This is a genomic window from Pseudomonas sp. MYb541, assembly GCF_037479595.1.
Classification (GTDB): Bacteria; Pseudomonadota; Gammaproteobacteria; order Pseudomonadales; family Pseudomonadaceae; genus Aquipseudomonas; species Aquipseudomonas canadensis.
Genome location: NZ_JBBGYS010000006.1, coordinates 158622 through 184828 on the forward strand (window position 1 = coordinate 158622; position 26207 = coordinate 184828).

The following is a 26207-nucleotide window of genomic DNA, read 5'->3' on the forward strand; positions in this document are numbered from 1 at the left end:
CCACGCTGGAAAATCCGAGCTTCACCCTCAAGGATGAAGGGCCGCAAACGGCCATGCGCACCTACACACCTCGCAGGTTTGACCTGATCATTGATGATGAAACGGCGATCCGGCCATCTCGCGCCGGCTACACCTCGCAGTCCCAGATCACCGTGACATTGCCCTCGTAGGTGCTGGCGACGCCCGGTTGCAGCATGCCTTCGCCCAACCGTGTGTTCATGTCCGCCAGCGAACTGAACGACTCGAACCCACGGTGTGGCGTGAACAACACGACGTAGCCGACATCAGTAGCGGGAGGTAGCTGCGAGACCTCAGGGATTTTTTTCGGTCAGCACAAAGGCGCCGGCAAATTCGACGGTGTGTGCCTGATAGCTGAACGTCAGCGCATAGACGCCAGGTCGGAAGGCCGGGCCTAACCCGAGGTTCTCCACCAGCAGCGCTTCTTCACGGTGCAGCAGATAGTCCTGGACGTTGAGTTTGGCTTCCAGTTCCAGCGCGACCAGGCCGGCATCATTTGCCATGAAGGCGTGCAGGCTCTTGCTGTCGAGTAGGCTGACTTCATCGAGCGCCTGCAACTGTTGCGTGAGGTCACGCTTGAGGTTCGTCAGCAGTTGCTTACCGGCGTCGCTCTGCAAGTCGGCGGCTGCAACACTGGCGTACAACGCGCGACTTTTACCGAGGTGCGATTGCTGATGCGCCGTGAGCGTCTGGTTGAGCTTTTCGAGCTTCTGCAACTCGACTGGGAGCGGCCACTAGGACAGCAACGGCGTGTCGATGCCCTGCTACTGGTGGCCGATCTGATTCAGGTAACTCTGTATTTCCAGGGGTGTAGGTGAGTAAGAGGGAGAGTTCAGGGTGCTCATCGCACTGGCTCCATGCGCATGGGAAGGGTCATCAGCATGGTGGGGGCGTCACGGCACGCCCATCACCAGCACACCGCTGCCACTGATGGGCCCGGCGGCAGGTAGGGACCCGGCGCGCCGAACAAGCGTAAACGTCACATCGTCGCCCCCCACGCTGTTGGTAATACGGGTCAGGAACGAACCGTTGACTTGAACCGCAGACCCCGCACGAACAAGCGCCGTGCCTATGTCCGGGTTGGTCATCGTCAACAGGTGAGTGTTGAAGGATGACGGGGTGCCTTTATAGGAGATGGTTATCGGTGTACTGATCCCGCCGTCCGGGCATGAGTAAGTGAGCCTGCGGTCGCTGCGGATGGACGTTGTCAAAGGATCGGTGCCTATTGCACGCTGGTGGACGTTACCGAAGTTGATGTCGATAGGGTTGTTGTTGTTGATCGTGCAGGTTGAAGGGGAAATGGAGAAGTTATTGGCGGCGGTGTACGTAATCATGAGCCCCCTCCTCTCGCTATTATAATTGTTTGTCTGGTTGAGCCGTAACACACCAAGAACGTCACCTATTCGAACGTCGATAGGGTTCGTCGGGTTGTTGTTTACCAAAATGTAGGGCGTTACATCGATTGGGTAAGCCGCGCCGTTATTGGCTAAGGTCGATATCCGAATGTTATACGGAACAGGGGTGTTGTAATACGCTCCGTTTATTCGTAAGCCGGTGCCTTGGCTGGCGAATTTGGGGCCGGCTGTCCAAGGAGCACCGGATATAGCCGCAGTTCCCCAATAGTCCTGAAATGTCGGATACGGCTGGCCAGGTGTGAACCGGCACTCCAATCTCACCCCTTCAAGGATAATGCGGGTTGTGTCCGAACCAAGCCGGACAGTGACGGGAACCTGTAGAGGCAGGGTTCCGTCAACCGCTATCCACGGTCCACCGTTCACACGGCAATCAGCCGCTCGGACGGTCGTAGCAATCCCCATTACGACGAGAAGCACCATGATTCCATCATAAAGTCGTTTCATTTTTTTCTCTCATTGCGACGCTACCCAGACCTTGCCCTGCGAGCAGCCTGGATAGAGTTGAGGTTTGTCTGCGGCGTTTACGGATAGTCCAACGTAAACGTGGAGGTCACCGTAAAGGCGCCGTGCCCGATGGTTTGATCGTTGATGGCCCGCGGCTCGCCCTGCACGTAGGCCTTGAGCTCGACCACATTGCTGCCATTGCTCAACACCTGTTCATCGCTGACGGTATTGAGGGGGAGTGGTTTGTTGCTTGGCGTCTCCAGGCCAACTCCGATCCCCGAGGCGCCACTGCCACCATCCAGCGCGAACAGCCCCGGTAGTGCGGTGTTTTCCCGGCCACCGAACTGGATGGTGACCGTGTTGCCAATCGTGGTGTCGCAGTCCTCCAGGTGCACCTTGAAACCCTTACCCTGCGTGCGCGTGTTGATGTAGAGGTGCTTGCTGGTAACGTCCCAGAGTTCCAGGGTGATGGCCTCGTCGCCAGGGCGAATCGTGCAGGCCTCTTCAACCAGGTTGCCCTTGAACACCAGGTTGTCCGCCGCCGGCACCTTGGGGATCAGGCCAAGGCCAAGCAGTAAAACCAGGCCAGCCCTTGGCCACTCCATACGCAGCCTTTCATGTTGCATAGACTCTGCTCCTACTGGTATTCGGCCAACAGCGTGGCCACCGCCGTAAACCGCGCGGGGGCCAGAACTGCACCTGGCTGTTTGACGGGCACCACTTCCAACGTCGGCGGTGACGACAGGGTGATGTCCAGTGGCGTATTGAGTAGAAACGGCAGGTTATTCTGAAACAGCCGAATGCCCAGCTCTGGCACACTGGTCTGCACCGCCGAGCCGTCAAACGAAGTTGCCGTGCCGTTAACGCTCAATTTCAGTTGCCACGGCAGCGTGGCGGGGCCACAACTGATGGTGTACGCGAGCGCCCTGCGGTATTTCACACCGTCGACTCGCTTGACCCCGACATCGCCAAAATCGACCTCGATCGTGTTGCCCGCCTCAATCGTGCAAGGCGGGGGCTCGTTCAGCGTTCCGCTGAACGTCAAGTTGGCCGAGGCACCACTACAGAGGCCGATGGAACACAAGGCGAGCAATGCTCGCTGCTGCCAACAGGTCATTGATCGTTTCTCTTCATGGGTCATCATTGGTATTCGACCACCAGCGTCGCGGCGGCATCAAAGGCGCCTCCCGTCAATTGGCTGCCCACGCGTTTGACAGGCACCGCCTGCACGGACGGAAAGGTGGGATGGGTAAAATTCACGGCGGTGTTCAGCGGCCAATCCGCGCCGTTGACGAACAGCTTGACGCCAAGATCCGGCTTGCGAGTCAGCAGCACATTACGATCGAATGAGGCGCCGGTGCCTTTGAGTTCCAGGGTCATTGCGTTGTTGAAGGGCGAATCACAGGTGACGGTATAGGGTACGCCGCGGCGGTAATTCACCCCGTCGACCCGTGACGTCAGCAGGTCATTGCCAAACGGCACATCCAGCGTGGTGCCGTTGTTAATGACGCACGGGGGCGGCGCGATGATGACCGCGCGGATGGTCAGATTGGTGTCGGCCTGCACACCTTGGCTGACCGCCCATAGCAGGCCGCCACCGAGGAGCACGGCCCGTGAGCCGGTTGACTTAGCCATTGTTCTGCCCTCACTCATAATTGAGCCTGAAATCCACCACGGCCCGAAATGCCCCACTGGTCAAAGGTGCAGAGGTGCGCGTGGGTTGAACATTCCAAGTCTGGGTGCTGCCGCCCAAGGGCAAAAACAACGGTTCGCCCCTTGAGCCAAGACGGACATCGCGGCCCTGTGCATCAGTCAGGCGCAGGCCCATCCCGGTGACACCGCGCACTTTGACCAGCCGGGGATCGTCGGCATCGGCCGGGGCAAGAAATGCCACCGAGAGCACGGGTTGGTAGGCGCTCCATGTCAGGTTCCCGGTTCGCTCACTACGAATGCTGCCGGCGGTGCGTTGGCAATCGGCAAACCGCAGCTGAAAGGCCACAGGTGTTGCCTGATCACCGGGCCGTTGCAATCGGCTGGTCGACACGGCGCCCAGGTCAATCGTTTGATGCAGTGAGGTCATCTCCAGACTGCACGGGATTTCGTGCATGGACCCGGTGACGTTCAACATCCCATTCATGCCCTCCACATCCTCGCCATCCTGAGCCTGTAAGCCGCCTGCCAAGGCCAGTAACAGGCCGCCCACGACTTTCACGTTGTGCGACTTCATGATTTTCTCCGGCAACAGGCGCTACTCATTGGCCGCGGATGCTTGCGCGTTCACTTTGCAAGCGTTGCCACTGCAGATGAAAGCCATCAGCGGGCGTCCGCCGTAATCATTCACGTAGGCCAGATAGGGGGTAGTGCCGAGTGCCTTGGCCGTCGGCCCCAAGGTCAGCGAGCTCTTGGGAGGGACCATCAGCGGCTCGAAGCCCGGCACGGTTTTGCCGTCCTTACTGCTGCGTGCATCCACCAGGGTCACGTAGTAAGGCGTTGGGTTGTTCACCCGATAGCGCTCGCCCTCAAGGCTGAGGGTGAGTTTTTCCTGCCAGGGGTTGGACAAGTCTTGCTGACTGGGCGTGATGGCTTGCGGTCGGTAGAACAACTTGATGCGGGTTTGCAACGCAATTTGCAGGGTGTTGGCTTTATCGCTGCGCGGCGGAATCTCCCTCAAGTTGAAGTAATAGACCGTCTCTCGATCCTGGGGCAACAATTTGGCCGCCGGCAGCGCCTGAACTTTCACCTGGCTTTGTTTGCCAGGTTCCAAGCGCTGAACCGGTGGAAGCACGATCAAGGGCGAGGTGATCTTTTGACCGGTTTCATCCTCAATCCAACCCTGAGCCAAATACGGCAACTGGGTGTTGTTATTGGTGATGTTCACGCTGGTGGCCTCTTTGCCGCCATCAAAAATCACGCGGGTACGATCCAGCCCAACTGCGGCATAAGCGCCCTGGCTCAAACCTAGAACCAGCAGTGCAAATGCCTGCACGGTGAGGGGTGTATTCAGCGTCATGAGGATGTTGTCTCCGTATCGAGTGGCTTGCCGGTCAGCACTGCCGGGGCGGGCGAGGATGGGTCAGCGGCTATCCGCTGACAGTTCAATTGCAGGGCATCGGTCAGGCCATCAGCGGGCAAAATGACAGGGAGCGTGAACCTGCATCGCTCGGCACCGCCCCAACTGACGACCATCTGCTCGCCGGCCTGAATGCCGCTCAGGTAGACGCTGCCAGCGTCATTCACAATCCCGGTGTCCTGGTGCTTCATGTTTTTCACGATCGCGCCGAAGGGCGGCGTGCTGCCATCGTTTAGTTGCAGAACAGCCATCGCCTTCTCGCCGGCAATCACCTCCAGCGAGCGATAACCAATAGCCCCCTCGGTGAGTGTCAGTTGCGTGACGGACTGAGTGGCCTCGACGTTGCTCGGCAAGCTCTCCAGGTCGACACTGGCCGCCGTGCGCTGATAGCTGCTGATATCGGCAATGACCGCCTTGCCGAAGGCGTTGCTGCGCGTCGGTGTGCCGTAACCGCGCACGGGTACATCGGGCACTCCGGCGGTATCCACCATCAGACGGGTGCCGCCGGTACTGGTAGTACGATGCAGTGCTGCACCGTAAGGCGTGAGCGTGCCACCGCCGCGGGCAGACATGCTCAGGGTGCTGTAATTGCCTTCTTGCTGGCTGGCGCTGAGGTTGATGTCAGCCTGATCGCCCACATGACTCAAGTAACCGCTGGCAGCGTTGTCGCTTGCACTGAGCTGGTAGCTGCTACGCTCATCGATTCGATCGCTGTAGCGCGTTGAAAAACGGTTGGTCCCTGCAGCTCTATTGGCATCCAGCGACAATGTGCCAGTGGGCCCCAACGGCAAGCTCACCGTCAGCGATACGCCGTTATCCTTATAGTTGTAATCCTGCGTCCGATAGGTGTTGAGGGACAGGCTCAGGTTCCTGACAGTGCCTACATTAAAGTAGCGCGACACCGACAGGTTCCAGCGATGAGTGTCTGGCCGGTCCCAGTAAGTCTGCTTGTTGTAACTGGCATAGACGGTGGCTCCCAGGTCACGAAACTGTTTATTGACCGTCACCGTATAAAGGGCCTTGCTGCCGCCAATTGGCTTCCCACTCTCGCTGTAGTGGCCATATTGGTCGTAGCCCTCGCCGCGGCGCTCGCCGTTCCTGCCGAAATGCCGAGCATCCAGGTACTCACTCATGCTCAGAAAGTTTTTCTCGGAGAACCGGTAACCCGCGAAGGTCACTTGGCTGTCGTACTCTTGAAAGTGCTTGGAATATTGAAGGCGGTAGGATTTACCCGAGAGCGACTCGTTCCACACGTTGGCGTGGGATTGCGTGACATCCAACGATACGGCCCCGAACGCCAGCAAGTCGCGCCCCCCCCAACGGAGAGCGCCCGATAGTTGTTATCGCTGATGCCGCCGCCAAACAGAGACCAGCCATTACTGACGCCCCAAGAGAACTCACCCGTGCCAAAAAAGTCACCTTCGGCGCCGTACTGGAGATTGGACGGTCGCCCGCTTGCCAGCTTGTAACGCACTCGCCCCGGGCGCGTCAGGTAGGGAACGCCTGCCGTATCGACTTGGGAAATGTGTATCGAACCGTCCTGCTCTTCCACCCGCACATCCAGCCTGCCACTGACGGCGTCATTGAGGTCCTGAATGCGAAAAGGGCCCGCCGCCACAAGCGTTTCATACAGCACACGCCCCTGTTGGCTGATGACAACTTTCGCATTGGTTTTGGCCACGCCAACCACTTCCGGGGCATAACCGCGCAGGTTAGGTGGCAGCTGGCTTTCATCCGAGTTGAGCGCCGCACCTGTAAAGCGGAAGCTGTCAAACAGGTCCGAATACAGATAGTCCTCGCCCACAACCAAGCGCGCCCTCAGCGCTGGAATGGCGCGATAAGCGTAGTAACGGCTCCACTCCAGCCGCTGAGGACTGGGCGCCCCGTCGCGGCCTTTTTCGACACGTCCCTGCCAGTCTGCCCGCAGGCGCCAGGCCCCGGCATTGGCGCCGAGCGTTCCGTTACCCGTGAGGTTATTACGAGCCCCGTCGTTCTTTCGGTAGCTGGACAGCGCGGTCAGGTTGTAGTCAACGAGCAATCCCGGCACCCCTTCATCCCAACGCGAGGGCGGGTCCCAGTTAATGTCGCTGTACTCGAGGTAAGCTTGGGGCAGGCTGATGCTCAGCGTGGCGGTAGCCAGGTCGCCACTGACCTCCATGCCTGGCAAGCCTTGAATATCCAGGCACTGCCCGCCTTTCCACCAGGTAAGGCTGGCCGCGCCGGACGCCTTGAGGCCCAACTGTTCCACCAGGCCTGGTGATAAGCAGGCTTGACTGCCTTTGGGATCATTATCCGGTGGGTAAAACGCCACCGACTGCTCAGACAGAGGCTGAGTATTGATCTGCACGACCATCGAGTAAGTACCCGGCAGAATGAACCCGCTGCGCGCAAACTGAGACAGGTCAATATTGGAACGATCACTCAGATCAAGAACGTCGGTATTGAACTCGATATCCCCGGCACCCAATGCCGTACCCGCCAGTGATATCAACCCGCCAAAAAGGCTTGGGCGCAGCGTATTTCTGACCTTCGATGTATTCAACATGCAAGCAGCCCATCAATGTTCAAAAGTATTCCAACTTGAACCGCACTGCGGCGTTGTGAGGCCCGGCTGCCAGCGGTAATCCATTGCCAACCAGGCGCAGCGTGTAGTGAAGTGTCATATCGCCCTCCACCAACGGAAGCAGCGCCATCGGCACACCCGGGACACCCTCCTGGCCCGCAGCGTCCTCGATATGCAGGGCCACTCCCTGCGAGCTGCCGAAGAGAGCAAACGAGCGCCCTTCTCTGTCGGTGGGCGCATCAAACGTCACACGCATGTGCTGCCAGTCCGGCAGGTTCGCACCGGGCCGTGAGGGGTCAGGACGCGTTAATGAGCAATTGACCAGGCGCAACTGGAAGGGATGGATGTCCCCCCGCGCGTTTCGCAAGAGCCGACCGATGGGCTCGGGGTTCATCTCGATGACTTGATCGACACTGGCCAGTTCCAGCCCACAGGCTGAGTCGACAACTTCACCTGCGAGCGTGACCACACCCTCGCCTTGCGCAGGCGCCTGGGCGACAGCGCAAGGGCTGATGAGCATCGTCAATGAAGAGGCAATAGCGAGACTTATAACTGTGTTCACCTTTATCTCCCGCCAAGTTCCCCCCACCACCGCAGTGGCGGGGGTAAAACTTACTGATAAGCCAAGGTGAAGTTGGTGACTGCGCTGAATTCACCAGGGACGATTGGCGCGGTCGCGGCGCCTTGTACATAGGCACCGAATTCCAACGTGTTATTACCGGTGGAAATAGCTTGCGGGGTGGTAGCGACACCCAGCCCGATAGGTTTACTGCCATGGGTCATCATGATGCCCACGTTGCCCGCGCCTCCCACCGTGCCGATTGCACCGGGGACGGTGCTTGATGGCGCAGCGGTGAAGGTCGTGGTGACGGTGTTATCGGTGAGGCCGCTCAAATCGCACCCTTCAAGCTCGATCAGCACGCGCCGTGCTTCAGACTTGCCTCCCTTTTCCAACTGGTGTTTGGCAATCGCACCAAGGTTGACTGTCTGATCGACAGAGTCAGGCTTGATCGAGCAAGCACCCGAGTGGACCGACCCCATGAACGTCACCGTTCCATCGGCGGCATGAGCAACGGAAGCCGAACCCACCAGCAACCCGATAGACAACAGCGCAGTGTTCATTTTGGTTTTCATTTGCACGTACTCACACAGTATTGAATGTCATATAGAAACCCTTCCGCAGGAGTGCGTAGGACTCAGTCAGCATCGATCGAGATATGGCGTCTGATTTGATACAGATAAAAGTGCGAATCACGTCATTAAGCGCGAAGCAACTTTTCCAACTATTTGTATTGCAGATCAGCATCCGTTCGAAGCGATGTAAGTTTCCATCTGATACGTTGAGTACGTAAGCCGGGTAATTCAGACAGCGGCGTAGTCTTGTTATACCGAGAGATATAGGAAAAGTGTGGCAATTTGCCAAAACATGGGAAATGCCTGTAAGAAGCGAACTACACGAACGTTAATCATAAAGACTTAGTGCAGTACCTGTATGTAAGAACCGGATTACAAGGAGATTCTGTAAAATACTTCCTGAGTTGGCAAAATCTTCGGATACCAGTCGCCGTGCCTTTAGATGATGAATCTGGCCTGGTGCATAGCATGGTCGTCACGGTAGCCAATGTTGCGGACGCCACGCGAAGAGCATGCAGGGCGCGAGGTCATCTGGCAGATTGCAGCCCGTCGCAGTACTTACAAAAAGCACGGAAAACGCAGTGCCATATACAAAGCGATACGCAAGATCGAGAAGGCTAAGGCTCAGGTTCGCACCAAGGTCGAGCCCCCGTTTCGGGTGATCAAACGCCAGTTCGATTATGCGAAGGCGCGCTTCCGAGGCTTGGTGAAAACACTGCACCGATGGTGACGCTGTTCGCCCTGTCGAACCAGTGGATGGCGCGTCAACATGTGTTGGCGAACGCAGGAGAGGTGTCCGTGTGATACAGGAAATAGCTGCTGCGCAGAGGCTTACTGTGCCCAATGGGCCTGAAAAACCGAAGAGCATTGATCAAATTCTGATGTGCGTCGTTTTTTTGAAGTGCTGACCGCTCGATAGCCGGAAAATACCTGGCTATTTCAGACCATCCTTAAGCAATGCTCGATAAGAAATGTCAGCGGTGGCGAGGGGCGACATCCAGCCCGGATGCCGCTTCCAGGCTCGCCAACAACACACCCGTCAAGGCCGTGTAATCAGAATGACCGCCAGAGACTGCACCGGGGGCGCAGGTAAAGCTGCTCGGCGCTCAACGTGCACGCCGTGAAGTGTGCATCCAGCCCCCTCTCAGGCGAACAGGCTGTGGATTTGATCCAGAGACCGATGGCGAAGCGCTGCGATGGAGTCGGCTTGACTCATAAATTGCTTTCTTGCAGAGGGAGCATGAAAGCCAAGGCCTGTGCAGCGACCCACGGCGGTAGACCATTATCTGCGCTGGCCCCGATTCAAGGCGCAAGGAAGTCGAACACGATATGGACCGTGCCGTAATACTCCCCGGGTTTATAACCGCCCACGGGCTCAATCGCCGCGACCTCCAGTTCCGCGCGCCGGCCCACCTGGGCCTCTGCAGCCTTGACCACCTCGGTACTGTCCAGAGTCAGGGGAACCAGGTTGAACAGTACCCGCAAGTCGATCCGGTTCCGTCCGTCGAACAGATAGGCCTCAGCACCCAAGCGTGCGGCGACTCCGCCGGAAAGGTTTTTCACATCGAAATTCTTGCGCAGGCGACTCAACTGGGAGCTCACCAGGTTCCACGTAAGCACTTGATCATGCCCCATCCAATCGGGCTCCGAAGGCAGGACATAGGCCTCATGAACAGGAATCGTCACCGACACCTCGAACACGTGGCGCTCCTCGATCGCCCAGGCAGAACCGGCGGTAAACACCAGTACCGCCAACACCGTAAGCCTTGTCAGTTGCTTGAACATCGTCATCACCCGTTACTGTCGACTGTGATCAACTTTTTCTTCTGCCCTTCAATCATTTGAAAGACGTAGGTGCGCTCGGCCTTTTTCTCGAATACCAACTGGCGCCCTGGCATGATGTGGTGCTTGGTGGTCGGCAGGCAGTCGTTTTTTGCCGTCGCCGAGCAGTCGCGAAACTCATCCAGCACCACCACGCTGTTGCCGTTGTTACGCAGTTGGTACTGGCCAGCCGTCTCTTTGACCTGCGTATCGAAACGTGTGTTTTTAGGCCGCACGAAAAACACCGTGCCGTAGCCCGCCATGACGTTGACCCCCGCCGCCAGGCTGTCCTTGTATTCGGCGCGCTCTTCGTCGGTGACGGTGAAGTTGTCGTCCTTTTCCGGTACCACCGGGATGAAACGCACCCGGAAATAGCGCTCCTTATCCCGCGGCCCCATGTACAACAGCCGTGTGCCCTGGCGCCCATTGGCCGGCACGATCAGCCGCGCCGGGCTGGCCATCAGGCCATCGCGACTGGTGGTCTTGCCCTCGTTGTCGGCCAGCGACGCTACCGGCACCTCGCGGTGCGTGCCGTCGGCGTTGTAGATGATCTCCAGCACATCGACCCGGATAAACGCCGTGCTTGTGCCGGTGTTGGACACGCGCTTGAGATAGGAGCTGCGGTCCTGCTCCAGATAGTCATACACCACCCCGACGTTGATTGCCGGCGCCGCCTGGGCCCCCAGGGCATAAAGGAACATCCCGATCCATAACACTGCATGTTTCATGTTTGATTACGCCTCAATGATTGAACACAGCCCGCGGGCCGGTACTGCGGATGGCCGTCTAGACCTGCGAATCCCAGACCACGGTCACCACGCCCGAATAGGTACTCCCCGGCCGCTTGAGCATTTCGCCCATGTCGTCTCGCTGCACCTCGAAGTGCAGGCTGCCCGGCCGGTCGCTCACGTAATGCAAAGGTTGGAACAGCTCGCTGCCGACACCATCCAGGCGCAGCGGCAATTTGTTCACCGCTTGCCCGTACTGGTCGACCAAACCGCTGGGCAAGGTCACGGCGACCTGCAGCGGTACGTCATCACCCCGGGCATTGCGCAGGCCGCAGGTGTTGCCCATGACGATCGAGCATTCGAGCTGCATCTTGAAACGCGAGCTGCTCGCAATGCGGAAGGTCTGGTCACGGTACAAACGTGCCGGTGCGCGCCCATGGTTGAGCCAGGCCTGCCAGCCGCCCTGGGGCATCAACTCGATGCGGTTGCCGCCGGGTGGAATGTCGACCTTGAGGTCGTGTTCCACACTCAGTTGGAAGTTGAACGTGGCGACGTCGTCCGCACTTTCCATGACATCACCAAAGTCGAAATCACCGCCTGGGCCAATCGTATAGCTGATGCCCCCGGTGTATTCACCGGAAAACATTGCAAGCGGGTTCGGGGTCCTGAGTTCGTAGGCGTATTCAAGCGCCGAGTAGTTCATCCAGGGAATCTCAGTGCCGGCCGTCACATTGCATGCACCGGCATTCTCGGGGACCAGCCAGAAAACCAACGCAAAGTATGTCCCAGCCGCAAGATAGTTCACCCCCTGGCAAGGGGGCGGTGCATTCCGCCAGTGCGACGACCAACTGGGCGTGATGGTGCTCGCCCAAGCAGAGACACCGGGAGGACGAGGGATATTCCAATGCACGCCAATACCGGCAATGCGCATTTGAACGGTCTCAATTGCTCCAGTCGCACGGTGGGTCACTTGAAAATCGCGCCATTGCGAAGGAACCTTGAAATAGGCGCTTTTACGCGGTTCGGCGTAAGCAACGATTGGCTGATTGGACTTAGCGCTGAAGGCTCGGCGAATAGTGAAAATATTCATCGCCTTGCACCGCGCAGGAATATGCCAGGGGCAAATCCCGCTTTCCGGCGTGGTGTTTTGAAACTTGTTGACCATCGGGTTGCCCGGATCGGGGCGGAACACGGCGGTGATATCCTCGACAAATGCCTGCGCCGGCGTGCTGAGCAGGCCCATGAAGAGGACGAGTACGCAACAAGATCCCAAGGCACTTCGGGTTACGGCAACTAACTTCATACATTCTCCGGTTCAAAGATGCGGGCAGCCGTCAGCCAGCGATTCCTGCGTTGAGGTTGGCTTCGGCCAGCGAGTCGGGCGTGCAGCGCAGATCACCGATCATCAGCACATCGCTTTCATTCGGCGCGTTGGCCGGGTCGAGGCGAAACTGGCAGAGCAACTGGTTCTGGTAGCGCACTTCCAAGGTCGGTGAGCTGGCGCTCATTTCCATCGAGAAGAACCCGTCCACCTCGCTGACCCCGCGGCTGGCATGGTTGATCACGTGATGGCCTTTGAGAGGTCGGCCCTGGGCGTCGAGCAGGCGCCCCAGTACCGAGACGGTTTTCATCACCGTGACTTTGCGGTAATCCACCCCACCCTTGTTCAGGTGGTAGCGGGTACGCGCCGGCTGAATATTGGCGGCCGGCGGGTGGTTGCCCTCGAAATCGAAGTTGACGGTGCTGCTCTTGTAGGCCGACAGCGGCACAAAATTGCGACCGGGGCGCAGCACCGCGCCACCGCCACTGAAGTCATCGGCACGCAACGTGATGGCGTCGAGATCAGTCTCGACATCGATGATCATCCCCGCACCCGTGCCGTGGTACTGGCTGGTCAGCAACGCCTTGTCGGCACCCGCCACAAACGTGCTGTTGAGGTTCAAGCCACCGGTGAGTTTGTTGTTGAACGAGCTGCGCTGCAGGTAGCCGTCACCGCTGACCGTGTCCGTCGTGAAGCTGGCTGTGCCTGATAGGCCAACGCCATAGGTGTCGGTGATGGCGGTGGCCGAAACGCTTTGAAGCACGTGGTCGGTGAGGTCCTGACGATAGGTGACCGAGGCATTGTTGTCGCGACCGCCATCACGGGCAGTGCGGGTGCCGACACTGCCGGACACTTGCCGACCGTCGGTGCCCAGAGCCAGGCTCAAGGTGATGTCGATGCCACGGTTGCGTTGATCGTCGGTGCCACTGGTGCCCGGCCGATCAAACGCCGAGAAGCGCCAGTTGGCGTCATGGCCCAGCAAGGTGCCGCGACGGTTCCAGCCCAGGTCCAGGCCGGTGCCCTCGACGTTGCCTTCGCTGTGGGACAGGCGCACGTTCCATGAGTTGAAGGCATCGACGCGGTGGTTGACCGACAACGCCGAGTGGCTGGTTTCGCCGACGAAGGTATTGCGCCGCAACCGCGTGCCGTCAGGCAGCGTTTCATAGGTATCGCGGGTGTCGAGCCAACTGCGGTTGTGGCTGAACACCAGGTTGGTGGCACCCAACGTGTAGAGCGCCTGCAGGTCCATCCCGGTGCCGTGTTCCTGGGTTTTGTAGAGGTTGGCGTAGAGGCTGATGTTGTTGGCCACGGTCCAATCCACCGAACCGCCGTATTGCAGTTGCTCACGTACTTCACGCGCCGAGAGGCCGAGGATCACCCGCGGGTGCAGCAGGTAGTTGACGGACGCACCCGCTGTTACCGCCCCGGAAGCCTGCTCATCCCAGTTACTGAATAATTTGGTCTCCCGGCCGGCAAACACGTTGTAGCGCCAGCGGTCATCAGCGTTGCGCCAGTTGCTCGGCTTGTACACCAGCTCCTGGGTGGTGCTGACGGTCATACCGTCCTCCACCAGGCGCACTTCCACCTCATAAATACCGCCGGGCAGCGGGCGCGTATCCAGGGTCTGCAAACCGGCGGCCACCGACTGGGTATTGATCAGCAGGCCGTTGCGGTAAATCTCCACGGCGGCCTGGCGGTTGGCCGTGACGTAGATCGGATAGACACTGGCCTTGGCGTCGTTGATCGCCAGGGTGTCGGAGCTGCCATACATCACCCCCAACGCGGTGTCGGGGCTGGCGCCGAAACTGCGCAGTTGGCGGGTCAGGCCATCGGAGTTGGGAGTGAAATGCCCCAGTCGCAGAAAACGCCCTTCCAACTCACGCTGGCTATAAAGCTCGTGGATCGCGTGGCGCAGTTGCTCCTCATCGCCACTCTGGCGAGCCAGTTGCAGGTTGAACACCTGGCTCCAGTTACCCAGGCTGGCACTGGCCTGCAAACCAAACCGTCCACCGAGGTCTTCATCCTGGCCGCCATTGAGGTTCAATTGATTGTTAATGATCAAGCCACGGCTGCCGCCCTCAGGCTGCGCGTAATAGCGCGGGGCGTCGTCAGCGTGCTCGACGTTTTGCGTGATGATCGAAAGCTGTGAACTTTCAAGGCTGTAGTGGGTAGACAGCATTTGCTCGGGGCACGACTGGCTGCAGGCGCCCAGGGCCACGCCCTTCTCAAGGATGGCCTGCCAAGTGTCGCGAGTCGCCATGGGCAGTTTGCTCTCACCCACGTCGGTAAACTCAAGCAGCGTTACGCGATCATCCCGGGACAGCACGATCAACGCCTCGCCCAGCCATTGCTGGTCAAGATCGACCCGCACCGCCAGCGGGACATCGAAGAAGTGATCACTGAACCCCATGGGCAAGTCTTGGGCCTGGGCGATCAGACTGCCAGGGTTCTCAGCACCAGAACTCGGCGCCGCCAGGACACCCATACAAATCAGCAGCGCGAGCGCCGCCGCGATGTGAGTCATCGGGAACATGAACTAATACTCTGAATGCCAAATGACAAGAATGAAAAGCAGGCCGGCGACGTCTGGAAACGCCCGCCGGCCTGCTGATGCGACGCCCTTTAGTACTGGACTAAAAGGCGCGGGTTAGCATCAAAGGGCTGGCAGTACCGCGTCGAATACCAGCGGCATGACGCTGGTGTAGCTACCGCGCTGGGTTGCCGACGGCTTGGCAGCGGCAATACGCAGTTCGGCTCCCAGGCCCGGGGTGGAGTCTGCGTCGTTGACAACTTCCTGAGGCGTGCCCGTCAGCACTACACCGTTCAGGGTGGCGGTCAGCGGGATGTTTTGAGTTGCGTCACCGTTGAACAGCATGGCCGGGCCACCGTCGATGTAGGCATGGATCGAACCGTTGGTATTGCGCATGTCATAGATAGCGCTCAACGGTGCCAACTCACCATTGGCCAAGTTGTAAGCCATGGTCTCATCCCGGCCCCAGTTCGGGTCGCGCGGTTGTACGTGGAACACGGTGGTAGGGATGCTCGCCTTGATATTGACAGTGTGGTTGGCTTCACCGGCTGCAAACGCCGTGGAACACAGCGCCAGAGCAGCCAGGGGGGCGGCAATTGCAAATTTCTTGAACATAGTCGACACCTGTTTTTGCATTGATATGAATTGCTTAAAAGTTGTGAAAGGGGTAACCCACGGCACAACTAGCGTTGGGTACTACGCGCTGATCAATGAATGAAAAGCGGAGTAATGATGGAGCAATTCAACCCACAGGAATGCCAGCCATTTCGCACAATAGCGTGGCTTTAATGTTCAAAGCCTGACTGAAAAAGATGGTATTTAGCCAAAACCTAAAGTCCACCTGAAAGAATAAACCTACAAAAATTAAACACCATTTAATATTATTGAAAAGGATATACAAATAATACTAAAAAACAACTTTCGGAGCTGAAAACACAATTAAAATTTTTAGTATTGACTGTAGTACGACATGGGTGCCACGCACGCAGGGAGTTACCGTTGGTCACCTAAGCCTTTCACCTCACAAAGATATATCTTAAGTTATATCTTATCAAAAACAGAGGAAACGGAATATGAGCGAGCATCCCCCCCGCGAGCACAGCGATGGCCGTGACAATTTCGAAAAACGCGCAGGGCGCGAACGCGGTGGCCGCGGCCCACGCGTATTTGCCTCCGGTGACCTCAAGCTACTGTTGCTGGCGTTGATCGCAGAACAGCCGTGCCACGGCTACGACATGATCCGCCAGATCGAAGGGATGTTCGACGGCGCCTACAGCCCCAGCCCCGGTGTGATCTACCCGACGCTGACCTTCCTGGAAGAAAGCGAACTGGTCACGAGCGACGCCGAAGGCGGAAAAAAACGCTACACAATCACCGACGCCGGTCGTCTTTCTTTAGGTGAGCAGGCGATTGCACTGGAAGGCGTGCGCATGCGCATCGATGTGAGCAAACGCTCTTTGCGCGGCCATGATCGCCCGCCTGAAATCCACGAGGCGGTGCATAACCTGCGCCATGCCTTGCAGTTGCATCACGGGCGCTGGAGCCCGGAAGAAATCATTCGTGTTGCGGCACTGCTCAACAGCACTGCCCAAGCCATTGTCGACGGCCCGGTCGTCCCACCTATCCAGGGGAAAGCTCAATGAATACGCAAGCCATCCACCGCGTGACCCACGAAATCAAACGCCGCCGCCTGCAAGTGTTGCGGGTGGTCGACATCACACCGCGCATGCGTCGCATCACCTTGGGCGGGCCAGAGCTGGCGGGGTTTGTCAGCCTGGGTGCCGACGATCACATCAAGCTGCTGTTTCCACAAAACGCCGCCGAGCAGGCCGCGCTGGAAAGCCCGGCCTTCACCATCAAGGGCGACGGCCCACAGCCGGCCATGCGCGACTACACGCCGCGTCGCTTTGACCTGAGCATCGGTGAGTTGGATATCGACTTCGTGCTGCACGGCGATGGCCCGGCCTCCACGTGGGCCGAGCAGGCAAAGGTCGGCCAGCACCTGTACATCGGCGGGCCACGGGGCTCGATGATCGTGCCGGACATCTTTGACAGCTACCTGCTGATCGGCGATGAAACCGCCCTGCCCGCCATTGCGCGACGCCTGGAAGAACTGCCGGCGGGGCGCAAGGTGCTGGCAGTGCTTGAGATCGCCAATGCGGCTGAAAAGCAGGCACTGAAGAGTGCTGCCGATGTTGAGGTGATCTGGGTGATTCGCGGCCAGGATGATCTGCTGGATACCGTGCAGAAACTGACGCTGCCCAGTGGCTCGCTGTACAGCTTTGTCGCCACCGAGTCCAAGCTGTCACGCCAGGTGCGGCGGGTGTTGCTGGATACCCACAAGGTTAATGAAGAGTTTCTCAAGGCCGTGGGCTACTGGCGTGCCGAGGGCAGCGAAGAAGACTAAAACCCTCGAACACACTGAAGATCAAATGTGGGAGCTGGCCTGCGATAGCGGTGCATCTGTCGACTGACACTCCGCCATCGCGGGCAAGCCCGGCACCCACATTAGATTTGTGGTGGTTTCAGAAACCTGTCCAACCCTACTACTGCCAACGCAATCAGTACAAACCCCACCAATATCCCCCCGGCATTCACAAACACCTGTGGATAACCAAGAGTCCCCACATCAATGAACGGGTATTGATACTGCCCGAGCAAATCCCCGCGCAGCAGCACATAGCCAAAGTACACCAGCGGGTAGAGCACCCACCCCGCAACGTGCTTGAGCTGCAAGTTGCCCTTGGGAACGCACCGCCACCAATAGATAAAAAACAGCACCGGCATCACGTCGTGCAGCAATTCGTCGGCAATAAACTGAAAGCCTTCGGGCTGCCACAAATGCCGCAGCAACAGGTTGTAGGCCAGGCTCACCACCACGATGCTCACGGCGACCCCACTGCTGATTTTGGGCCCAAGGAAAAACCGCTTTGCGGCTGAATCGCGGTCGACCCACGCATAGCTCAACACCACCGCCGCCAGGGTGTTGGTCAGCACGGTGAAGAAACTGAAAAAGTTGATCAACCCGCCCAGCAGGCTGGCGCCAGACTCCCAGCGCGAATAAAAAATCAGGTATTGCTGAATCACCAACCCTGTCCAACCAGCCAGCGCCGCTGCTGCCACTAACCGCTTCATGGGTTCAATCCAGCGGGCGTTTGGTGCGCATCAGTTTCACGTACAACCCTTCGACTTTCTCCCGCGCCCACGGAGTTTTGCGCAGGAAGGTCAGGCTCGACTTGATGCTGGGGTCGCTCTTGAAGCAGCGGATATCAATACGCTCGGCAAGGCCTTCCCATTCGTAGTGTTCCACCAGGGTGGTGAGGACGTGCTGCAGGGTCACGCCGTGGAGTGGGTCGTTGCTTGTCGCGGTCATGCCGGGCCTTTTACAAAAAGTAGAAATACAGCCGGTCACTTTAGCACGAAGAAAAAAGTTCCCGTTCTCAACGAAAAAGAGATGTTATATTGTAACCATAGCTTTCAAATCTTTTAGTCGTTTTGCCAAGGAATGTGTCTGATGTCCTTCTCTTCTCTGTGGCGCTTGTCCCCGCTTGCCGCCGCCCTGTTGATCTGCTCCGAAGCCCACGCGCTTGAGCTGCAGCCCCAAGTCATCACCGGCAACCCGCTGGGCAATGAACAGCTCGCCTCGCCCACCACCGTTCTGGAAGGCGATGACCTGACCCTGCAACAAAAAGGTAGCCTCGGTGAAACCCTGAACAAACAACCGGGCGTGTCGTCTTCGTACTTTGGCCCAGGCGCCAGTCGGCCGATCATCCGTGGCCAGGATGGCGACCGCATTCGTATCCTGCGCAATGGCGTGGGCGCGCTGGATGCGTCGTCGCTGTCTTACGACCACGCAGTGCCGCTGGACCCGGTCAACGTCGACCGCATTGAAATCGTGCGCGGCCCGGCGGCGCTTTTGTATGGCGGCAGCGCCATCGGCGGTGTGGTCAACACCTTCGACAACCGCATCCCTACCGAGGCCATCGAAGGCATCCACGGTGCCGGTGAACTGCGCTACGGCGGCGCCGACACCACCCGCAGCAGCGCGGGCAGACTGGAAGCCGGTAACGGCACCTTTGCCTTGCACCTGGACGCCAACGCGCGGGAATTCAATGACCTGAAAATCCCCGGCCAGGCACGCAGTCGGCACGCGCCAGCAACCGAAGACGCAGCGGGTAAAAACGCGCGCCTGGGCAACAGTGACGGACGCCAGGACGGCGGGGCCGTGGGCGGTTCCTACACCTGGGACGACGGTTATGCCGGCTTGTCCTACAGCAATTACGACGCGAACTACGGCTCGCGGGCCGAGCAGGACGTGCGTATCCGCATGAAGCAGGATCACTACGCGTTTGCGTCGGAAATCCGCAACCTGCAAGGCCCGTTTACCTCGCTGAAACTCGATGCCGGCTACACCGACTACGAACACCGCGAAATCGAAGGTGGCGAAACCGGTACGATCTTCAAGAACAAAGGCTACGAAGCGCGTGTTGAAGCCCGCCATCAGCCCATCGGCCCGCTCGATGGCGTGGTAGGCGCACAAGTGACCCGCAACGAGTTCTCGGCCCTCGGTGAAGAAGCCTTCGTGCCGCAGACCGACACCACGGCCGGCGCGCTGTTCATCCTCGAAGAAATGCAGGCCACTGAACGCCTGAAACTCAGCCTCGGCGGCCGCCTGGAACACACCAGCGTCGACCCGGACGCCAAGGGCAACGCACGCTTTGCCGGTGCCGACAAATCCAACGATTTCACCGCCGGCAGCCTGTCTTCCGGTGCGGTCTACACCCTCACGCCGGTCTGGTCCCTGGCCGCGACCCTGGGTTACACCGAACGCGCACCGACCTTCTACGAGCTGTATGCCAACGGCGCCCACGTCGCCACCGGCACCTACGAGCTGGGCGATGCCAACCTGAAGAAAGAAAAAGCCGTGTCCAGCGACCTGGCACTGCGCTTTGACAATGGCACTCACAAGGGCAGCTTCGGCGTGTTCTACAGCCGCTTCTCCAACTACATAGGCCTGCTGGGCAGCGGTCGCACGCTGAACGATGAAGGTGAAGAAGACGCAGGCGGCATCCCTGAGTACAAATACTCCGGCGTGCGTGCACGTTTCGCCGGCTTCGAAGCCCAGGATCACTGGAAACTTGGCGAAAGCGCCTACGGTAAGTTCGCGCTGGAGTTGTCGGGCGACTACACCCGCGCCACCAACCTGGACACCGGCGAAGCGTTGCCGCGTATTGCACCGCTGCGCTTGAACAGCGGTTTGCTGTGGGAACTGGACCGCTGGCAGGCGCGCATTGACGTGGAACATGCAGCGGGCCAAGGCCGGGTGCCGGATAACGAGAGTGGCACCGATGGCTACACCACGTTGGGGGCGAGCGCGGGTTATCACTTCAACATGGGTGGCAGTCAGTGGTTGGCGTTCGTGAACGGTGAAAACCTGACCAACCAGACTGTGCGGTATGCCAGCTCGATCTTGCGGGACATTGCACCGGCGCCGGGTAGAAGTGTGCAGTTCGGCGTTCGAACCACCTTCTGAAAACACCGCAAAAAAAACAGGCCTGTGGCCCGCTTCCTGTGGTGAGCGGGCTTGCCCCGCGTTGGGTTGCGCAGCAGCCCCAAAACCTAACCTGAGATGTGCCTGAAACAACGAGGTGGCGTTATTAGGGCGGCTTCGCCACCCAGCGCGGGGCAAGCCCGCTCACCACAATCACTGTTACCAAATCTGAAATGATGCATCTTGCGATTGACGCTTTCTCTCGACGCGCTCTCCCTTTATCCTTGCCGCAACAAACTGAAACGTTTCACGTCCGCGGTCGACCCCATCTTGCCGAATTCCCCCTCCGCCCAAGACAGCGCTGTCTTACACCGACCTGCGCCTGGGGATAAATCGCCCGCCTGTGGATAACCACACTGATCCCCAGAAAAACCGAATTAACGCTGAACCAAGCCCGTGTCGAATCGTCATCTACAGTGAAGAAACACGGGGATACATAATTCCAACGTCACGGAGAAACACACTATGAGCACTGATGGTGCTTCAAGCCCAAGCCGCCTGCTGCCCAGGTTGCTAGGCGTCTTGCTGCTGATCATGGGCCTGGCCTTGCTGGCCGGGGGTATCAAGCTGACGATGCTCGGCGGGTCGCTGTACTACCTGCTGGCCGGTATCGGCATCACCCTGACCGGCATCCTGCTGCTGGCCACCCGCCGCGCCGCGCTGGGTCTGTACGCACTGGTGCTGTTCGCCAGTACCGTGTGGGCCCTGTGGGAAGTCGGCCTGGATTGGTGGCAATTGGTGCCGCGCCTGGCGCTGCTGTTCGCCCTGGGTATCGTCATGTTGCTCCCGTGGTTTCGCCGTCCGTTGCTGCGTGGCCAACCTGCCCCGCTGGGCACTGGCGCGCTGAGCGTGGCCGTGGTGCTGGCGGGTGCTACCGCCCTGGCCAGCCAATTCACCAACCCCGGTGAAATGGTCAAGACCGGCCAACTGGACCGCGACGCAGTCCCTGGCATGGCCAGCGCTGCACCGTCACAAGCTGATGGTGACTGGAACTCCTACGGGCGTTCGGCCTACGGCGATCGCTACTCGCCACTGGCGCAGATCACCCCGGAAAACGCCCACAAGCTGGTGCCGGCGTGGACGTATCGCACCGGTGACATCCCTGGCCCGAACGATCCAGGCGAGACCACCGCAGAAAACACCCCGCTGAAAGTCAACGGCATGCTCTACGTGTGCACGCCGCACAGCCAAGTGATTGCCCTGGACCCGGATACCGGCAAGGAAATCTGGCGCTTCGATCCGAAGATCAGCAGCCAGGGTGCCGAAAACTTCAAGGGCTGGGCACACATGACCTGCCGTGGCGTGTCGTATCACGATGACGCCGCCTACGCTTCCGAGCAGAGCCCGACCGGCAGCGCCAGCCCGGCTGCCGCGCCGAATGCCTGCCCGAAACGCATTTTCGTACCGACCGCCGACACCCGTCTGATCGCTCTGAACGCCGACACCGGCAAGATGTGCGAAGACTTCGGTGACAAAGGCCAGGTCGATCTGCGTGCCAACATCGGCAGCTTCGCCCCAGGCGGTTACTACTCCACCTCGCCACCGGCCGTGACCAAGAACCTGGTGGTGATCGGCGGTCACGTGACCGACAACGTCTCCACCGACGAGCCGAGCGGCGTGATCCGCGCGTTCGACGTGCACACCGGCAAACTGGTGTGGAACTGGGACAGCGGCAACCCGGACGACACCACCCCGTTGGCCGAAGGCAAGACCTACACCCGCAACTCGCCGAACATGTGGTCCATGTTCGCCGTGGATGAAAAACTCGGCATGCTCTACCTGCCGATGGGTAACCAGATGCCCGACCAATACGGCGGCGACCGTACCGACGAATCCGAGAAATACGCCGCCGGCTTGACCGCCCTGGACATCGACAGCGGCCACGTGAAGTGGACCTTCCAGTTCACTCACCACGACCTGTGGGACATGGACGTGGGTGGCCAGCCGTCGCTGATCGACATCAAGACCGCTGAAGGCGTGAAGCAAGCGGTGATGGCGTCGACCAAGCAAGGCAGCATCTACGTGCTGGACCGTGCGACCGGCCAGCCGGTAGTGCCGATCCACGAAGTGGCTGTACCGCAAGGCGCTGTAGCCGGCGACCGCACTTCGCCGACCCAACCGAAGTCCGACCTGAACTTCATGCCACCGCCGCTCAAAGAGCGTGACATGTGGGGCGTGACGCCGTTCGACCAACTGCTGTGCCGCATTGATTTCAAATCCATGCGCTACGACGGTGCTTTCACCCCGCCATCGCTGCAAGGTTCGATCGTTTACCCAGGTAACTTCGGCGTGTTCGACTGGGGTGGCATTTCCGTCGACCCGGTACGCCAGATCGCGTTCGTGAACCCCAGCTACATGGCGTTCAAATCCAAGCTGATCCCGGCCGCCGACATTGCCAAGCAAGGTCCACGCGTCAGCGAAACCGAAGGCGTGCAGCCGAACAAAGGCGCGCCGTACGGTGTGATCCTCGAAGCCATGCTCTCGCCAATGGGCCTGCCGTGCCAGGCGCCGGCGTGGGGTTACGTGGCGGCGGTCGACTTGACCACCCACAAGACCATTTGGATGCACAAGAACGGCACCGTGCGTGACAGCGCGCCGGTTCCGATTCCGCTGACCATGGGCGTGCCTAGCCTGGGCGGCACCTTCACCACCGCCGGTGGCGTGGCGTTCCTCAGCGGTACGCTCGACCAGTACCTGCGTGCCTATGACGTGAAAAACGGCAAGCAACTGTGGGAAGGCCGCCTGCCAGCCGGCGCGCAAACCACCCCTATGACCTACACCGGTAAAGACGGCAAGCAGTACGTGCTGGTCATGGCCGGCGGTCACGGTTCCCTGGGGACCAAGCAGGGTGACTATGTGATGGCGTTCAAACTGCCGGATTAAGCAACACTGGCGGTAAAACAAAGGCGACTACCTTCACAGGTAGCCGCCTTTTTTATACCGGTCAAAGCGGCACCCGCTCCCGGCGCATCCACATCTCGAACGCCATGGCATTCAACGGACGGCTGATCAGGTAGCCCTGGGCGGTGTCGCAATTCCACTGCTTGAGCAGCTTGAGGCTAGGGGCGAACTCCACGCCCTCGGCGACGACCTTGAGCCCGAGGTTGTGGCTCATCTCGATGGTGGAGCGCACGATCACCCCGTCGCCACTGGTGCTATCGAGGTTGCGTATGAAGGATTGGTCGATCTTCAATTCCTGCACCGGCAGGCGCTGCAATTGCGCCAGGGACGAATAGCCAGTCCCGAAGTCATCCACCGACAAACTGATACCGCAGCCGCGCAACTGCTCCAACACACTGAGGGCCTGTTGCGGGTTGTGCATGATCGCGCTTTCTGTGATCTCGAAAATCAGTTGCTCGGCCTCGACCTGATATTGCATCAACAGCGCAGTGACGCGAATCGCCAGGTCATCATCAGCCAAATCATCCACCGAGATATTTACCGACAGCTGGATCAACATGCCGCGCCGCGACCACTCGGCGATCTGGCGGATGGCTTCTTCGATCACCCACAGGGTCAGGCTGCCCATGCTGCCGGTGCGCTCGGCCAAGGGGATGAACTCTGCCGGAGACACCTGGCCCAAGGTCGGATGTTGCCAGCGCAACAAGGCTTCGGCCTGGCGTACATGGCCGTGCTTGAGGTCGAGTTTGGGCTGGTAGCACAGGAACAACTCACCCTCGATGGCGGCACGACGCAGGTCGCGGATCAGGGTGATCTGGCGTTGGTGGGCCAAGTCGCGGTCCTGCTGGTAGATCTGCAAATGCCCGGGCAGGCTGGCCGCGTCATGCCGAGCGATGGCGGCGCGGCTGATCAACTCTTCCACTTGCTGGCCGTCGGCCGGGTAGGCGGCGATGCCGATGCTCACTTCGTGGCGCAACTCGTCGTTGCCAATGCGTTGGGGTTCGCTGAGCAACGCGTAGAGGCGGTCGGCGCGGGCCACGGCGCGGTCGACCTCGGTGTTTTCCAGCAACAGCAAAAACTCACTGCCGGCGATGCGCGCCGCCGTATCACTGGCCAACAGGCTTATGGACAGGCAGCGGCTGGCTTCGCGCAGCATCTCTTCGACGCCCTCGGGGCCGAAGCCTTCGTTGATCACGCGGTAATTTTCGATGCCGACATACAACAACACCACCGGCCGCCGCGCACTGATCGCACTGCCCAGCCGCTCCATGGCCAGGGCGCGGTTGGGCAGGCCGGTCAATGGGTCATGCAGGGCGTTATGCGCCAACTGCCGCTCGCGCACGGCGATGCCGCTTTGCATGGCGTTGAAGGCGCGGGCCAGCAAGCCGAATTCATCGTGGCTGCGCACCCGCACCGGCGTGCGGTAATCACCGGCACCAATACGCTCGGCCGCCTGCACCAGGGCATTGAGCGGGCGCGATACTCGTCGCGCCAGAAACAGCGCACCGGCCAACGACACCAGCAGCACCGCCAGGGCAATCCCTAGGAACTGCCGGTCCAGCGGCGCAAAGGACTCCAGGGCATGGTCGAGTGGGCTTTGCAGCAGCACCCGCACTTCATCGCCATCGCCGGTATTGGCCAGCGGCAACACCTGGCTGAGCACACGCTGGCCGTAGAACAAATGGATTTTCGGCTCGGGGTCGACATGCCCTTCGCGCAACAGGCTGAGGGTGGCTGCCTGGTAAGCATCCGGTTGAGTGCTGTACAGCTGGCCGGGCGTGCCGTTTTGCACGCTGAGGAACGACACCTCCAGATTGCTCATGGAACGCAGTTCATTGGCGAACAGCTTGTCCATGGGAAAGCCCATGACGATGCGCGCGATGGGCAACTCGTCGATCACTTCATCCTGTACCAGCAGATACGGCCGCCCATCCAGGGCCACGATCAGCATCTGCAGGCCCGTACGCCGGGCATGGCGCAGGGCGTCGTCATAGGGAAAAAGCTGGCCGCGCGTGAGGATCGGCAAAGTGCTGACCATGACCTTGCCATCCAGGCCCAGCACAAACACTTCGCTGGAACGGATGCCCGTGCCGTGGCGACGTAATGCGGCGAGAATCGGCACCGTCTTGGCTTCGGCCACGGCTTGTTTGAATGGGAGGTCGACGGTCAGCCAGTCGAGGCCGTACTGCAGGCGACGCCCGCGCAGGTCGATCAGACGCTCGAACACTTGGCTGCCGGTTTGCAGTTGGACTTGCGCCTGGTTTTCCACGGCGCGGGTGGTGGCGGTCTTGACGGCGAAATAGGTGGCGCCGACCACTACCAGCAGTAACAGCGCCAGCACCCCGGCGATACGGGTTTGGAACGTGTGGCGCCACCTCATTGCAGTGCCCTCTGGCAGCGTTCGCCTCTCTCTGCCACTACGTCCCTTTGTCATGTGCATTCCCTGCGACTGCTGACCTGGCGTCAAAAAAATATCCATTTGGATTGAATATTGGGTGTTAGGAGATTAGCTGGGACTTTGGTTAAGTGCACCCAATAAAACCGGGGAATGTTGTGGCGGTTTTTTGGCGACAATGGGTTGGCTGGGGGGGCATATCCGTTATTTGGGTAACGGCTGAAATTGGTTCCGCCCTTACGGCGGCTCACTTTTGAAAAGCGCAAAAGTAAGCAAAACGCTCTTGCCCCAACACTCGGCACCTCGCCTAGGCTCG

General features: G+C 59.4%; 23 protein-coding genes and 2 pseudogenes. 5 read left to right on the forward strand and 20 right to left on the reverse strand.

The window, feature by feature from the left end:
- Window positions 1-127 precede the first annotated feature (127 nt).
- The 11 genes and pseudogenes from WH299_RS05995 to WH299_RS06050 form a co-directional block, all read right to left on the reverse strand.
- Complete coding sequence (locus WH299_RS05995; RefSeq protein ID WP_158628943.1) at window positions 128-271, reverse strand: hypothetical protein; 144 nt, start codon at window positions 269-271, stop codon at window positions 128-130.
- 40 nt (window positions 272-311) lie between these two features.
- A complete protein-coding gene (locus WH299_RS06000) occupies window positions 312-734 on the reverse strand; it encodes a hypothetical protein (RefSeq protein ID WP_339549846.1) in 423 nt (140 codons plus the stop codon).
- Between the two features lie 177 nt (window positions 735-911).
- Complete coding sequence (locus tag WH299_RS06005; protein WP_339549847.1) at window positions 912-1877, reverse strand: fimbrial protein; 966 nt, start codon at window positions 1875-1877, stop codon at window positions 912-914.
- Window positions 1878-1954: 77 nt separating this feature from the next.
- On the reverse strand, window positions 1955-2503 hold the full coding sequence (locus WH299_RS06010; protein WP_339549848.1) for a fimbrial protein: 549 nt from the start codon (window positions 2501-2503) through the stop codon (window positions 1955-1957).
- A gap of 11 nt (window positions 2504-2514) precedes the next feature.
- The gene (locus WH299_RS06015; RefSeq protein ID WP_339549863.1) at window positions 2515-2994 is read right to left on the reverse strand and encodes a fimbrial protein; all 480 of its coding nucleotides are present in this window, start codon (window positions 2992-2994) and stop codon (window positions 2515-2517) included.
- A 23-nt stretch (window positions 2995-3017) separates the two neighbouring features.
- Window positions 3018-3512 (reverse strand): fimbrial protein, encoded by a 495-nt coding sequence (locus tag WH299_RS06020; RefSeq protein WP_339549849.1) that lies wholly within the window; start codon window positions 3510-3512, stop codon window positions 3018-3020.
- A 10-nt stretch (window positions 3513-3522) separates the two neighbouring features.
- Window positions 3523-4104 carry a fimbrial protein gene (locus tag WH299_RS06025; RefSeq protein ID WP_123474712.1) on the reverse strand — a complete coding sequence of 194 codons (582 nt, stop codon included), beginning with the start codon at window positions 4102-4104 and terminating at the stop codon, window positions 3523-3525.
- 21 nt (window positions 4105-4125) lie between these two features.
- Complete coding sequence (locus WH299_RS06030; RefSeq protein WP_339549850.1) at window positions 4126-4887, reverse strand: fimbria/pilus periplasmic chaperone; 762 nt, start codon at window positions 4885-4887, stop codon at window positions 4126-4128.
- Window positions 4884-7492: pseudogene (locus tag WH299_RS29600) on the reverse strand (outer membrane usher protein). The gene WH299_RS06030 and the pseudogene WH299_RS29600 overlap by 4 nt, the downstream one beginning before the upstream one ends.
- A 19-nt stretch (window positions 7493-7511) precedes the next feature.
- Window positions 7512-8072 (reverse strand): fimbrial protein, encoded by a 561-nt coding sequence (locus WH299_RS06045; RefSeq protein WP_122723982.1) that lies wholly within the window; start codon window positions 8070-8072, stop codon window positions 7512-7514.
- Window positions 8073-8122: 50 nt separating this feature from the next.
- Window positions 8123-8632, reverse strand: a complete 510-nt coding sequence (locus WH299_RS06050; RefSeq protein ID WP_122723980.1) for a fimbrial protein — start codon at window positions 8630-8632, stop codon at window positions 8123-8125.
- 444 nt (window positions 8633-9076) lie between these two features.
- Between WH299_RS06050 and WH299_RS06055 the strand changes: the two are divergent.
- Window positions 9077-9448, forward strand: a pseudogene (locus WH299_RS06055) (transposase); the annotation flags it as partial.
- A gap of 498 nt (window positions 9449-9946) precedes the next feature.
- On the opposite strand, the gene WH299_RS06060 reads toward WH299_RS06055, so the two are convergent.
- The 5 genes from WH299_RS06060 to WH299_RS06080 form a co-directional block, all read right to left on the reverse strand.
- Window positions 9947-10429 (reverse strand): CS1 type fimbrial major subunit, encoded by a 483-nt coding sequence (locus WH299_RS06060; RefSeq protein ID WP_123474741.1) that lies wholly within the window; start codon window positions 10427-10429, stop codon window positions 9947-9949.
- A 5-nt stretch (window positions 10430-10434) separates the two neighbouring features.
- Window positions 10435-11193, reverse strand: coding sequence for a molecular chaperone (locus tag WH299_RS06065; RefSeq protein ID WP_339549852.1), 759 nt, complete (start codon window positions 11191-11193; stop codon window positions 10435-10437).
- Between the two features lie 58 nt (window positions 11194-11251).
- Window positions 11252-12496: a hypothetical protein gene (locus WH299_RS06070; RefSeq protein ID WP_339549853.1), complete on the reverse strand. Its 1245-nt coding sequence runs from the start codon at window positions 12494-12496 to the stop codon at window positions 11252-11254.
- A gap of 31 nt (window positions 12497-12527) precedes the next feature.
- Entirely contained in the window at window positions 12528-15047 is a 2520-nt protein-coding gene (locus WH299_RS06075) for a TcfC E-set like domain-containing protein (RefSeq protein ID WP_339549854.1), read from the reverse strand.
- 120 nt (window positions 15048-15167) lie between these two features.
- The gene (locus WH299_RS06080; protein WP_123474725.1) at window positions 15168-15659 is read right to left on the reverse strand and encodes a CS1 type fimbrial major subunit; all 492 of its coding nucleotides are present in this window, start codon (window positions 15657-15659) and stop codon (window positions 15168-15170) included.
- A gap of 458 nt (window positions 15660-16117) precedes the next feature.
- Between WH299_RS06080 and WH299_RS06085 the strand changes: the two genes are divergently transcribed.
- Complete coding sequence (locus WH299_RS06085; protein WP_122723970.1) at window positions 16118-16687, forward strand: PadR family transcriptional regulator; 570 nt, start codon at window positions 16118-16120, stop codon at window positions 16685-16687.
- Window positions 16684-17451: a siderophore-interacting protein gene (locus WH299_RS06090; RefSeq protein WP_339549855.1), complete on the forward strand. Its 768-nt coding sequence runs from the start codon at window positions 16684-16686 to the stop codon at window positions 17449-17451. The genes WH299_RS06085 and WH299_RS06090 overlap by 4 nt, the downstream gene beginning before the upstream one ends.
- Window positions 17452-17552: 101 nt before the next feature.
- Here WH299_RS06090 and WH299_RS06095 read toward each other — a convergent pair whose 3' ends face one another.
- Together WH299_RS06095 and WH299_RS06100 are read right to left on the reverse strand one after the other, a co-directional pair.
- Window positions 17553-18179, reverse strand: coding sequence for a Pr6Pr family membrane protein (locus tag WH299_RS06095; RefSeq protein WP_339549856.1), 627 nt, complete (start codon window positions 18177-18179; stop codon window positions 17553-17555).
- 4 nt (window positions 18180-18183) lie between these two features.
- Window positions 18184-18417: a VF530 family protein gene (locus tag WH299_RS06100; RefSeq protein WP_012722427.1), complete on the reverse strand. Its 234-nt coding sequence runs from the start codon at window positions 18415-18417 to the stop codon at window positions 18184-18186.
- A gap of 141 nt (window positions 18418-18558) precedes the next feature.
- On the opposite strand from WH299_RS06100, the gene WH299_RS06105 reads away from it, so the two are divergent.
- Window positions 18559-20577, forward strand: coding sequence for a TonB-dependent receptor (locus tag WH299_RS06105; RefSeq protein WP_339549857.1), 2019 nt, complete (start codon window positions 18559-18561; stop codon window positions 20575-20577).
- Between the two features lie 483 nt (window positions 20578-21060).
- Window positions 21061-23478 (forward strand): glucose/quinate/shikimate family membrane-bound PQQ-dependent dehydrogenase, encoded by a 2418-nt coding sequence (locus WH299_RS06110; protein ID WP_122723962.1) that lies wholly within the window; start codon window positions 21061-21063, stop codon window positions 23476-23478.
- Between the two features lie 61 nt (window positions 23479-23539).
- Here the strand turns inward: WH299_RS06110 and WH299_RS06115 are convergent, their stop codons facing one another.
- Window positions 23540-25876: a putative bifunctional diguanylate cyclase/phosphodiesterase gene (locus WH299_RS06115; RefSeq protein ID WP_122723960.1), complete on the reverse strand. Its 2337-nt coding sequence runs from the start codon at window positions 25874-25876 to the stop codon at window positions 23540-23542.
- Window positions 25877-25959: 83 nt separating this feature from the next.
- Window positions 25960-26207, reverse strand: a 248-nt coding sequence (locus WH299_RS06120; protein WP_339549858.1) for a hypothetical protein, incomplete at its 5' end; no start/stop codon positions are given.